This window comes from Limnovirga soli, assembly GCF_013106755.1.
GTDB lineage: Bacteria > Bacteroidota > Bacteroidia > Chitinophagales > Chitinophagaceae > Limnovirga > Limnovirga soli.
This window is the reverse complement of record NZ_WHPF01000002.1, coordinates 192,499-205,764: the sequence shown is the minus strand read 5'-3', so window position 1 is coordinate 205,764 and position 13,266 is coordinate 192,499. Positions and strand designations below refer to the sequence as shown.

The 13,266-nt window shown below is 35.9% G+C and carries 9 protein-coding genes; 4 read left to right on the top strand and 5 right to left on the bottom strand.

Translation table 11 applies throughout. From position 1 onward, the window contains the following. Positions 1 to 110 precede the first annotated feature (110 nt). Positions 111 to 1,193: a DNA replication/repair protein RecF gene (gene recF / locus GD597_RS02720; RefSeq protein WP_171606275.1), complete on the top strand. Its 1,083-nt coding sequence runs from the start codon at positions 111 to 113 to the stop codon at positions 1,191 to 1,193. A gap of 21 nt (positions 1,194 to 1,214) precedes the next feature. On the opposite strand, the gene GD597_RS02715 is transcribed toward recF, so the two are convergent. Continuing rightward, on the bottom strand, positions 1,215 to 4,427 hold the full coding sequence (locus GD597_RS02715; protein WP_171606274.1) for a CheR family methyltransferase: 3,213 nt from the start codon (positions 4,425 to 4,427) through the stop codon (positions 1,215 to 1,217). A 419-nt stretch (positions 4,428 to 4,846) separates the two neighbouring features. Next, positions 4,847 to 6,748 carry a molecular chaperone DnaK gene (dnaK, locus tag GD597_RS02710; RefSeq protein WP_171606273.1) on the bottom strand — a complete coding sequence of 634 codons (1,902 nt, stop codon included), beginning with the start codon at positions 6,746 to 6,748 and terminating at the stop codon, positions 4,847 to 4,849. Positions 6,749 to 7,027: 279 nt separating this feature from the next. Here dnaK and GD597_RS02705 point away from each other — a divergent pair, with 279 nt between their 5' ends. Beyond that, positions 7,028 to 7,690: a YdeI/OmpD-associated family protein gene (locus GD597_RS02705; protein WP_171606272.1), complete on the top strand. Its 663-nt coding sequence runs from the start codon at positions 7,028 to 7,030 to the stop codon at positions 7,688 to 7,690. A gap of 28 nt (positions 7,691 to 7,718) precedes the next feature. On the opposite strand, the gene GD597_RS02700 is transcribed toward GD597_RS02705, so the two are convergent. After that, entirely contained in the window at positions 7,719 to 8,222 is a 504-nt protein-coding gene (locus tag GD597_RS02700) for a DUF4255 domain-containing protein (protein WP_171606271.1), read from the bottom strand. A gap of 190 nt (positions 8,223 to 8,412) precedes the next feature. Next, entirely contained in the window at positions 8,413 to 9,579 is a 1,167-nt protein-coding gene (locus GD597_RS02695; protein WP_171606270.1) for a glycosyltransferase family 2 protein, read from the bottom strand. A 502-nt stretch (positions 9,580 to 10,081) separates the two neighbouring features. On the opposite strand from GD597_RS02695, the gene GD597_RS02690 reads away from it, so the two are divergent. Further along, positions 10,082 to 10,987: a glycosyltransferase family 2 protein gene (locus tag GD597_RS02690; protein ID WP_171606269.1), complete on the top strand. Its 906-nt coding sequence runs from the start codon at positions 10,082 to 10,084 to the stop codon at positions 10,985 to 10,987. A gap of 37 nt (positions 10,988 to 11,024) precedes the next feature. Next, entirely contained in the window at positions 11,025 to 12,149 is a 1,125-nt protein-coding gene (locus GD597_RS02685) for a glycosyltransferase family 4 protein (protein ID WP_171606268.1), read from the top strand. A gap of 100 nt (positions 12,150 to 12,249) precedes the next feature. Here GD597_RS02685 and GD597_RS02680 read toward each other — a convergent pair whose 3' ends face one another. After that, positions 12,250 to 13,119: an SMP-30/gluconolactonase/LRE family protein gene (locus tag GD597_RS02680; RefSeq protein WP_171606267.1), complete on the bottom strand. Its 870-nt coding sequence runs from the start codon at positions 13,117 to 13,119 to the stop codon at positions 12,250 to 12,252. Positions 13,120 to 13,266: the final 147 nt, after the last annotated feature.

Genomic DNA, 13,266 nt, shown 5'->3' with positions numbered 1-13,266 from the left:
CCATAAATACATTATTAATTAGGCTCCGCTTGCCACGCTCGGTTCAGGGTTCCACATTTCTGGCATCAGAAAATCAATTCTAAATTTGTGTATCATATCTTGCACACTTAATGATCAGCTTACAAAACATAACGGTTACACAGTTTAGAAACTATTTATATAACTCATTTACATTTAATGAACGAATAATCGGTATCTATGGTAACAATGGTACAGGTAAAACCAATTTATTAGACGCCATTCACTATTTATGTTTTACAAAAAGCTATTTCTCAAAGCCAGATACCCAAAGTACATTTCAACAATTGAAAGGATTTAGAATTGAAGGTTCCTTTACTAAGCACGAAGAAAGCAGGAACGTAATCTGCATTTTACGTGAAAATAACCGAAAAGAATTGCAGATCAATGATGAAGTATATAAGAAATTCTCCAGCCATATTGGGCAGTATCCGGTAGTATTTGTGGCTCCAGACGATATTCAACTTATAACCGAAGGCAGTGAAGCCAGAAGGAATTTTATCGATACAATTCTTTCACAATTATTTCCAGATTATCTGCAATATTTAATTGCCTACAGAAAAATACTTGATCAAAGAAATAGCCTGCTAAAAACAGCCGCTGAAAGAAATTATCTAGACGAAACACTGATGAGCATTTTAGATGATCAGTTAATTGCTTCTGGCAACGAAATATTTGATTATCGTAAAACCTTTATGGCCAGTTTTATTCCACTCATTATCAAAGAATATCAACATATAACAAATGATGATGATGCTATAAGTATAGAATACATAAGTCCGCTTCAGCAAAAAGCTTTCACAGAAATACTTTCCGAAAACAAACAGAAAGATCTTTATCTCCAAAGAACCAGTAGCGGTATACACAAGGATGATATTGAAATACAAATGCACCAATTGCCATTTAAAACTATGGCCTCCCAGGGGCAGCGTAAAAGCTTATTATTTGCATTGAAATTGGCAGAATATAGCTACTTGAAATCCAAAAAAGGTTTTGCTCCTCTCCTGTTATTGGATGATGTTTTTGAAAAGCTGGATGCACAACGTATGTTTAATCTGATGCACCGTGTTTGTGTAACCGAAAATGGCCAGGTCTTTATAACTGACACGCATCAGGAAAGATTATCCGGTACATTTAAATCGTTAAATATACCATATCAATTAATTGGTTTATAATACTTTATATAGATTATTACACTATAATTTAAAATAAATATGAAATATACTGCCTTTGCCTACTTCACTCTCCGCATCAACCTTTCCTCCAGTTGCATCTACTATTTTTTTAATTAGGTATAATCCTAAACCCTGGCCCTCAATATCCTGATGAATTCGCTTATACATGGTAAATACATTGCCTATTTGTTCTTTGGGTATACCAAGACCATTATCACTAATACTTAGCAGTACAAAGCCATCTTTAATTAGGGTACTAATTTCAATTTGTATAGTACGTTCAGCTGATCTGAATTTTATAGCGTTATTAATCAGATTGTATAATATACTTCTCAGGTTCTTTCTGGAGAACCTGATAGCATCAACATCAAAATGGGTAGTTATAATGGCATTAGAATTGTTTATGGTACTTTGAATGCTCAATTTTATTTCATCTATTAATTGTAACAAATTGATTGGCAACGAATCTATTCCCTGACTTTCAATTTTACCAACTACAGCCAAATCACGGATTAATGATTTAAATTTCACCACTGAAGTCTGCATTAAGGCATGATATTGATTTATTTCGGGGGTAAAAGCGGCTTTATGTTCATCCAGCATTGAAATAATCTGTTCAATATTATTTAATGGTCCTAATAAATCATGAGAAGCTGTATATACAAAATTGTCCAAATCGGCATTTATAGTAGTAAGTGTTTTATTTGTATTATCTAATTCTTTTTGAACATGCTTTAACTGAGTAATATCGTTAAATGTTATTATGGCACCATCAATAGAATTGTTCTTTTCTCTTATATACGGCATAGTTTTCATTTGGTACCAATTGCCATTTATGGCTTCAACCTCTTTGGTAATGGTATTACCTTTCTCTATAACTTCCTTTGCATCTGCTTCTAGTGTTTGATTCGTTAAATTGGAAGAAATATTGGTGATTGGCCTGCCCAAATCAGTATCTAACAAATTAAAATGCTTTACAGCACTAGGTGAAAATTTTATGAGTGCTAATTTTTTGCTTAGAAAAAGTTGACCATTTTCATTGCTCCTGAAATAATTATTTAAATCATCATTTAACTCAGATAGCTCGTTAATTTTTGATTGATACTCTGCGTTTATAGAATGTAATTCTTCATTTACAGATTGCATTTCCTCGCTAGTACTCTGCATTTCCTGATTGGTAGAAAGCAACTCTTCATTAAAAGATTGCATGTTTTCATTGGTAGCATCTAATTTTTCATAAGCATTCTGTAAATTAATCCTGGTTTGGTTTAATTCCTCCTCCAGGTTATTTATGTGCTCACTTGCGTACAATTTTTCATCAAAGGCCTGACCTTCATTCTTAAATGCTTCATTTAAAGAACTGTCATTAAAAAGAACAAGTTTTAAATCAAGTTCATTCCTTTCATCTTTAAATGGAATTACAGTTATATTAACCAGCGTTTCATCATTATTAAACGGAATGGAAATGCCATTAATTTCTACTTTTTTATTTGTTTTTACAACCTGTCTGCAGGCATTTTTATAAGCAAGGGACAGGTTTTTCGGCAACAATTCAATAAGATCAAAATTGAACATTTTAGGTAATAAATATTTTGACGTGTCTCCAAAAGATTGTACTACCCGGTTATCTTCATCAACACAAACTCCTACATTGCCCATTTCATGCATCAGGGCATCATTTAAAACCTTATTTAACCCATCATTCCTTTTTTTACCAGTTTTTTGTTTAATCAACTCTGCAGGAATCACAGAATTGCCGGACAATACTGGCGGTGAAAAAACATCAAAGTTCACATTGCGTTGCGCTTCCAGCATTTTATAAATTTTCCACTTCTTATTTACTTCTTCAATAAATGGGCTTTGTTCAACAATATTTTCACTGGGTCCAAGCAACAAATAGCCATCTTTTTTAAGTCCAAATTGAAGCATAGTCAACAATTTTTTTTGCAGGTTTTGGTTTAAATAAATTAGCAGGTTTCTACAACTTATTAAATCCATATTGCAATATGGCGGATTTTTTACCAAATCATGGTTAGCAAAAATGAGCATTTTACGTATGACTTCACTTATCTTATAACCATTTTCCTGCTTTGTAAAAAAACTGTTTAGCCTTTCAGTTGACACATTTTTACTAATACTATTCTCGTAGAATCCAGTTTTAGCAAAAGAAAGTGCATTATTATCAAGGTCTGTTGCAAATATTTTAATGTCGGTAGTCTTGTTTGCTTTATCCAATGCTTCCTTAAATAATATTGCCATAGAGTAAGCTTCTTCACCGGTAGCGCAACCGGCTATCCAAATTTTTATTTCATCATCATTTGTTTTGTCTTTTATAATATCTGGTATCACTGATGATTCCACAAAATCAAATGCTTCCTTGTCTCTAAAGAAGGCTGTTACACTAATTAAAAAATCCTGCGTTAAAGCCTTAACCTCTGTGTCATCTGCTTTTAATAAATCAAGATAGGATTCCAAATTTTTTAAGCTTTTAGTTGCAGCTCGCCTTTTGATTCTGCGCAAAATGGTAGATGGCTTATAATCGGAAAAATCAATAGGATAATGCTCTTTTATAAAATCAACGATGTCTTTTCTTATCTTTTCTTCAGCTTCATTTATTGTAATATTTTCCTTTAAGTTTTCTTTTCGCCTCACATATTCTTCAATAATTGCAGGCATTTTTGCTGGCTCAACAATATAGTCTACCAAACCAGTTTTAATGGCATTGGCAGGCATTTCGCTGTATTCAGCAGTTGCCGGGTCGCTTACCAACACCATACCACCTTCCAGTTTTATTGTTTCAATTCCCTTGGTACCATCTGTCCCTGTACCAGAAAGAAGCACCCCAATAGCTTTATTTCCCATATCATCCGCCAAGGAATTAAAAAACGTATTGATGGTAAGATGAGGAGTTCCGGTTTTTTGCTTTTCAGTTAACAATAACCTTCCATTGTTTATTGTCATGTAATTGGTGCTTGGAATCACATATACCTTGTTTACTTCCACCACCATATTTTCTGTTGCTTCTAAAACCTGTAACTTACTGTGATTGGTGACCAAATTTGCCATTACACTTTTATAGTCAGCCGATAAATGTTGGATAATTACGTAAGAAACCCCATCCAAAGGTGTGTGGTCAAAAAAAGAATTAATTTCCTGAAGGCCTCCCGCAGAAGCACCTATCGCAATTATAAACTGTGATGGTATGGGCACAACATTAGTTCCATTATTAATCATTGGTTGGGTTCATCATAGGTTTAAATCGCGGTAAAGAGAGTATTTAATCTCTGGGGGGTATATTAAAGGTAGATTTTAATTATTAGTAATGGCGTGTTTATGTGTATTATGTAACAATTGCAATTATTAGCCTTGCAGTAATACTACTATTATACATTCTTGCGTCGCACACTTGTACGCCAGTAATACTATTCAGCCAATAGATACTATTCTACGTTTCTTTATCAGTTTTTATTGGCGCTTTTATGCCAAGTTATTTGCTACAGTACAAGTGTGCGACGCAAGTAAAGCTGCCATACAATAAAGTAGCTTGGCTCCACACCAAATACAACATTCTCTTCCAAGCGCATTTCATATATAATGTAAAAAGCCCTTGCAAAAATTGCAAGGGCTTTTACTATTTAAAATTCATCAACAAATTATTTCACTTCTTCAAACTCAGCATCAGTAACTGTTTCAGAACCGGCATCAGTACTTGCGCCAGCATCAGCGGCACCTGGTTGTGCACCACCCGCAGCAGCCTGTGCCTTGTAAATTTCTTCACTGGCCGCTGTCCATGCAGTATTCATTGCTTCCATCGCTACATCAACGGCAGCTACATCCTGGCTCTTATGCGCTTCTTTTAAATTGTTTAGCGCAGTTTCGATTGGTGCTTTTTTGTCAGCAGGTATTTTATCGCCAAACTCTTTAAATTGCTTTTCTGTCTGGAAAATCATACTATCAGCCTGGTTAAGCTTTTCAACTTTTTCACGGGCCAGTTTATCCTCTGCTTCATGTGCTTTGGCTTCGGCCTTCATTTTCTCTACTTCTTCCTTGCTTAAGCCACTGCCTGCTTCAATTCGAATTTTTTGTTCTTTGCCGGTGCCTTTGTCTTTAGCACTTACATGTATCATACCATTGGCATCAATATCAAAAGTTACTTCAATTTGTGGTACGCCACGTGGTGCCGGCGGTATGCCATCCAGGTTAAACACACCCAAACTTTTATTTTGATTAGCCATTGGTCTTTCGCCCTGCAATACGTGAATTTGTACGCCTGGCTGGTTATCGCTGGCGGTAGAATACACTTCTGTTTTTTTGGTTGGAATGGTAGTATTTGATTGTATCATGGTTGTCATAATACCACCCATTGTTTCTATACCTAAACCTAATGGGGTAACATCCAGTAACAACACATCTTTTACCTCACCTGTTAAAACGCCACCTTGTATACCTGCACCAATTGCTACCACTTCATCAGGGTTAACGCTCTTGTTTGGTTTTTTACCAAAGAATTTTTCAACAATCTCCTGCACCTTTGGTATACGTGAAGAACCACCTACCAATATAACTTCATCAATTTGAGAAGTGCTGTAACCTGCATCTTTCAATGCTATTTCGCAAGGTTTTAAACACCTGGCAAAAAGTTTATCTGCCAATGCTTCAAATTTTGCTCTTGTTAATTTTAAAACAAGGTGTTTAGGAACACCATCAATAGCAGTGATATATGGCAGGTTTATTTCAGTTTCGCTGGAAGAACTTAATTCTACTTTAGCTTTTTCTGCAGCTTCTTTTAAACGCTGTAAAGCCATTGGGTCTTTACGCAGGTCTACATTTTCCTGTTGCTTAAATTCATCTGCCAACCAGTCCATAATTACTTTATCAAAGTCATCACCACCAAGATGGGTGTCACCATTGGTAGATTTTACTTCAAAAACACCATCCCCAAGGTCCAGTATAGATATATCAAATGTACCGCCACCAAGGTCAAATACAGCGATTTTTTGATCGGCATGTTTTTTATCCAAACCATAAGCCAATGCAGCAGCAGTAGGCTCGTTCACAATACGACGTACGGTTAAACCGGCAATTTCACCGGCTTCTTTAGTAGCCTGACGTTGCGCATCATTAAAATAAGCAGGTACAGTAATAACTGCTTCGGTAACTTCCTGGCCCAAATAATCTTCAGCTGTTTTTTTCATTTTCTGCAAAATCATTGCAGAAATTTCTTGTGGTGTATATAAACGGCCATCAATATCAACACGAACGGTATTATTGTCACCTTTGGCTACTTTATAGCTCCAATGGCTTATTTCTTCAGTTACTTCATCAAACCTGCGGCCCATAAAGCGTTTTACGCTGGATATGGTATTTTGTGAGTTGGTAATGGCCTGGCGTTTAGCCGGATCACCTACTTTACGTTCGCCATTTTTAAGAAACGCTACCACAGATGGCGTAGTACGACGTCCTTCATCATTGGCAATTACTACCGGCTCATTGCCTTCCATTACAGATACGCAACTGTTGGTAGTTCCAAGATCAATTCCTATTATCTTTCCCATAGTATTTATTTTCTTTAATGGTTAGTATTCAAAATTTTACAAGTTTCCTTGTTCAATCATTATGCCATGACAGGAAAAGGTGAAAAATTGTCATAATAGCAAAATTTCACCTGTTTTAGTGGTACTTTTTAGCAGTTATTAGCCGGCATTTGTGTTATCATGGCATCGCCTCTTGTGTCACTCACTTCAAATTTCTTCTTTCATGGCAGCAAAATTTGCTATTGCGGATGGGATTAAATGATACTTATCATCTAATTGCTTAGTATTTTTAAAAGAAAAATGGCCTTATCAACCGCTCAGAAATTAAAGATCAAAGCAGGTGAAACCATTCTCTGCCTGAATGCACCAGCAGATTTTAAACAAAAACTGTCCCCTTTACCTGAAACGGTGCTTGTTACAGATGATAGAGGTAAAAAATATAATCAGGTACATTGGTTTGTTTTAAACAAAGCCGCTTTTGATAAGGAATTGGAATACGTATTGACATTAGTAAACCAGCATATAGTTTGTTGGATATATTACCCAAAGGGAAGTTCTAAATTGCAAACCGATTTAACGCGGGATAAAGGCTGGGATAATTTATTAAAGCATGAAAATACCTTAACCTGGCTCAGCCTTATTTCTTTTGACGAAACCTGGAGTGCCTTTGGTTTTAGGAGAAAAAATGCAGATGATGCTATAAAACAGACAGCACCCAAACAAAGGGAAATTGAACATTATATTGATGCAGCTACAAAAACTATAACACCGCCCCAGGATCTGTTGGATTTATTAAATAAAAACAAAAGTGCAGCAACATTTTTTAATACGCTATCATTTACCAACAAAAAAGAATATGTAGAGTGGATTGTTACTGCCAAAAAAGCGGAAACGCGTTATGAGCGATTAAATGAAACTATAAAGCGCTTACAATTACAATGGAAAAATCCCAGAAATATTTAATGTTCACAAGCATTTTGCCAGTTTTGGTTTAGCTCAAATTTGGTATCGCTTTTACCCTTACTCTATACAGTACAGAAGGTTTGTATGGTACTCCAATGGTACTCCATAAATGATGCTGTTGCTCTAAATTTAATGAGTAATGTTCAACAATTATTTGTTGAAGTGTGTCTGGTATATTTGGGTTTGTTTCCCGGCTAAATATGGGTTGATGCTGAAAAAAGCTTACGCTAGATCCTAAACATTTAAGTGCATCACCATATGCTGGTTGGTGGAAGGATAGTAATACATACAAATTGAGATTGGTTGCTACACCATTATTATTTTCCGGGTTATTACTGGTTTGAAGGGTAGGCAATTTTTCCTCGCCAATATTTACCAAAGTTAGTTGGCCGAAATTATTGTGTGCATTGCTTTCGGCAGCCGAAGCAACCTGGCCAATTTTAATTGAAACAGGTATTTCTGTATTGTTGGTTATGTGATGAATATATTTTTCTATTTCTTTTGCAAGAAATTCTACTGTTTCAAAAATCATATTTTACCTTTTAAACATGTAATTAAAAATCCAACCTGATGCATTAGCTCCATAAAGTTATACAGTACAAGAGTGCGACGCAAGTAAAGCCAACTATTTGTTCTAGTGCAAGGCTACCAGTTATTGGTATTAATAAAAAAGCCGCATATAGGTTACGCAGCTTTTTAGGTAAAACTGTTTACGATTGTTTTTATTTTCTTTTTGCTTTTTCCCAGGTTACTTTTTGCTCGGCAAATGCATATCGCTTTATTCCTGCCAACACAGCATAATTCATTACGCAAAAATAATAGGGTATAAACAAGGCTTTAATGCGGATATTTCTTTTTTCAAAAGTAAGCCCAATTATTGCCAGGGCATAAAATAGTATTTGTCCTGCCAGTAAAACCATGTATAACCACTCGCCTGTTTGCCAAACAATTATTGCATTGATAATAACGGCGGCAATCATTAAAAATGGGGTGATTGTCCACCTTAACACGCGGTGACTGATATATTGAAATGTAAGCACAAAATTATGAAATGGATTTAGCAGACTTTTTAACCTTACTACAGATTGTATGCCGCCGGCAGCAATTCTAATTTTTCGTTTTAGTTCTTCAGAAATGCTGGCAGAGGATGTTTCCAAGGCAAATGCATCAGGCTCGTACACGATGCGGTACCCTTTTTCGGCAATACGCAGGGAAATCATAAAATCGTCTAACACGGTATCGGGCGGTACAGGTATATATAAATCGCGGCGGATACTAAATAGTTCACCCGCAGCTCCAACAACGGAATACAATTCTGAATCCCATTTTTTCAAAGCAGATTCGTATTTCCAGTAAAAACCTTCACCTGCAGTAGCATCGGCAGTTTCATCTATTTGTACTCGTTTTTCACCAGCCACTGCTCCAACTGTTCTATCCTGATAATGCCGGGCAATATTAATAAGGGCTTCTTTGTTTAAAAAGGTATTGGCATCGGTAAAAATTACAATTTCGGTATGCACTTCATTCATAGCGCGGTGCATTGCATGAATTTTACCCCTGCGTTCGGGTGAATGCATCAATGAAATGCCTTCGTGTTTTTTAATTATTTCAGGCGATTCATCGGTAGAACCATCGGTTACAAAAAGGAAATTGATTTTCCCATCGGGGTAAACAAGTTCTTTTGTATTTTTTATTTTTTCCTCCAGGATGGATGCTTCATTAAATACAGCAATGATTAGCGTACAGGTAGGAAGATTGGTTAAATCAAAATTGCTATTTCGTTTTCCTTTAATTATTCTTCTTATTCTAACCAGGGCATATAAAAAAATGCCATAGCCAACATAAGTATAAAAAATAATAAACAGGAAAATCCAGAATGTAATTTTCATATTGTACAGATTTAAAGGATGAAACGGTTTTTGGGATGGTAGGTTATGGATTAAATTTTTAGTAACATAAAACTAAATAATTTTTGTGTATGAACTTAATTTATAGGTAATTATTTATAAAAAAAATGCATTATTTTATTGATTGTCAGCATTTTGTAGAATTAATTCTATATAAAAACTTTCATGATACTACAGTTTAAATACAATAGCTGGTTTTTACTTTTACATATTAAAACAAGCGGCCTATTTTATTAAATAAAATGAGTAATATCATGATGTTTATCGTTTAAACGCATTAATTTTAGAATAATAATCAGTACCAATAAATCCATTACCTATGCCACATTATTATAATTCAACTTCAATTCAACAATTATTTTGCAATTGCTATATATGCAGTAATGGCATTAATTTACGATAAGCTAATAGTGTAGGCCATAATAAGGCCCATTGTTGAGAAGCAACAATACTATAATAATTTATTTTCATCCAAATACCCGTCATGACAAACATTCCACCAAAAGTTTCTATTATAACCATCAACTTTAATGGCACTGCAGTAACGGCAGCATTATTGGCTTCACTGCAAAAAATAAGCTATCCTTCCATTGAAGTAATAGTGGTTGATAATAGTAACAAAGAACCCGGCTACCAGTTACCCATAGATTATCCCTGGATAAAATATATAAATACAGGTGAGAATCTTGGTTTTGCAGGTGGTAATAATAAAGGTATTGAAGCCGCTACCGGCGATTATTTGTTTTTACTAAATAACGATACGGAAGTAGCACCAGATTTTCTTGAACCCCTGGTTAACAGAATGGAATCAGATAAGCAAATTGGCGTTATCTGCCCTAAAATTCTTTATTATGATGAGCCTGATACCATTCAATTTGCAGGCTTTTCTCCTATAAGTCCCATAACCGGCCGTGGGTTTTCCATTGGCTATTTAGAAAAAGATAAAGGGCAACATGATACTGCCATGCCTACTTCCAGAGCGCATGGTGCAGCCATGATGTTTTCACGTGCTGCTTTTGATAAAGTAGGCTTAATGGCAGAGTTATTCTTTCTTTATTATGAAGAAATGGATTACTGCGAAAGATTTAAAAGAGCTGGTTATACAATATGGTACGAACCTGCCAGTAAAGTTTGGCATAAAGAATCTATTAGCACCGGCAAAGGTTCTACACTTAAAACCTATTATTATAGCCGTAACAGATTACTGTATTTAAGAAGAAATACATTTGGTATACAAAAGCTACTGATGTATCTGTATTATTTCTGTATTGCCGTTCCCAAAAACTTGATTGGCTATATATTAAAAGCAGATTGGAATCACCTGAAAGCTTTTTGGAAAGGGCTTATCTGGAATTTTAGTAACACCAGTAAAGACAAGCACGATAAATAAATAGTACAAATTTTATTTACCTTAAAAATCCTCCTTTATGAAAATCGGTATAGAAGCGCAACGTATTTACAGGAAAAAAAAGCACGGAATGGATATTGTAATTCTGGAAGTACTGCGCCACTTACAGCAAATGCAAACCCCGCATGATTATTATGTGTATGTACAACCCGATGAAGATAGTAATGCACTTGTGAATAGCAGCCATATGCATATTCAGGTAAAAGGGCCGGCCTCCTACCCTGTTTGGGAACAAAATATGCTTCCAAAAGCCTGCAAAGAAGATAAAGTTAATCTATTGCATTGCACCAGTAATACTGCTCCCATATCAACTAAATTGCCCTTGGTAGTTACCATTCATGATATTATTTATTTGGAAAAATGGATGATTAAAGAAGGTACCTATTATCAACGTTTTGGTAACCTTTATCGCAGGTGGAATGTGCCACGTATTGCCAAAAAAGCGCAAACCATTATCACTGTAAGCGATTATGAACGTCAGCGGATTATTGAAGGTTTACATATTCCTGAAAACAGGGTTAAAACAGTATATAATGCCTGTGGCAGCCATTTTACACCAGAAAAAAATGAGGCTGAATTGCTTGCATTTAAGCAAAAAATGAATTTGCCCGACCGCTTTGTTCTTTTTTTAGGCAATACCGACCCTAAAAAAAATCTCCCTAACGTGATGAAAGCTTTGGGCTTACTGCATGCAAAAGGGCAACTTGATTTTACGCTGGTAATGCCAGATTTTGGCAGAGATCATTTATTGGCCATGTTAAAAGCGCAGAATAACGAGCACCTCATCAACCATATCATGCTAACAGGGTATATTCCAAATAAGGAATTACCAAATCTATACCGACTGGCGCAAATGTTTTTATACCCTTCTTTAAGAGAAAGTTTTGGTATTCCAATCCTGGAGGCCATGGCTTGCGGTATACCTGTCATCACCAGCAATACTTCGGCAATGCCAGAAGTGGCTGGCGAAGGCGCCTTATTGATAGACCCCACACAACCTGATGATATTGCCGCAACCATATTAAATGTATTACAAAACGAATCGTTGCGCAATCAAACTATAGCTTATGGCATTAACCGGGCGGCTATGTTTTCCTGGCAAAAAACGGCACAGCAGGTACTTGATATTTATGAAGCTGTTTAAACCCATTTTTTAGGTCAGCAGCATAACAATTAACAAGCTTCGTTGTGTCACTCACTTGTACACCAGTAATGCTATGCAGCAAATTGGTTTGAAACTGGCATTATGGTGTAAAGTAAAATGGTCCCACACCTTTTACACCAGGCTGGCATATAAAGCAATTACCACTTAGGGGATATTTCTCCATTATATCAGCCGATAAACCAACGCTTGCTGTAGTAATAAAAAGGGCATCGAGATTTTCACCTCCAAAAGCACATGAAGTAACCTGTGGTGCAGGCACATCAATGGTTTGGAGCAATTCTCCTGTATTTGGATTGTATCGTTTAACGGCATATCCACCCCATTGTGCAACCCATAACATGCCTTCATTGTCAATACACATTCCATCCGGAGATCCTTCATTAGCTGGTATATGTATTACTGTCCTATCAAATTTAATGGTGCCATTTGCTGCATTAAATTTAAAAGCGTCTACTCTTTGTGTAGGAGAATCAATAAAATAAAACCTACTGTCATCTGCAGTCCAATCCATACCATTTGATATGCCTAAACCGGTAAGTTGTTTTGTAATATTTTTACCCTCCAGCACAAACAAACTACCCACCGGCTGATTACCATATATATGCATGGTGCCCACCCATAATCGGCCTTTACTATCGCACTTGCCATCATTTGCGCGGTTCATTTTGTTTTCGGCATCGAGAGGAGCGATTGTTTTAAATGTTCCGTTTGATAGATTAAATAAAACAATTGACCCGTGTAGGGCAATTACCAGTTCCTCATTATTAATTATAGCGATAGTACCAATACGTACGGGCATTTGCCAGTTTTGCACGTTTTGGGTTAAAATATTATATTCCTGTAATAACTGCCCTTCAATATCCACCCAAAAAAAACTGTTCCGGCCTTTATGCCATACGGGCCCCTCGCCTAAAAAATTATTACATGCCACAGCCATCTCAGCATTCATAAAACTATTCTAATTGGTTATAAAATAAATGTAATTGCTTTTGCTTACAATTTTGTTTTGGAGCTAAGAAAAGATGATAAATTACTTGTTTGCCGCTGTTAGTGCTGCCGTACAAGTGTGCGACGCAAGTAAAGCTGAATAGCAGAC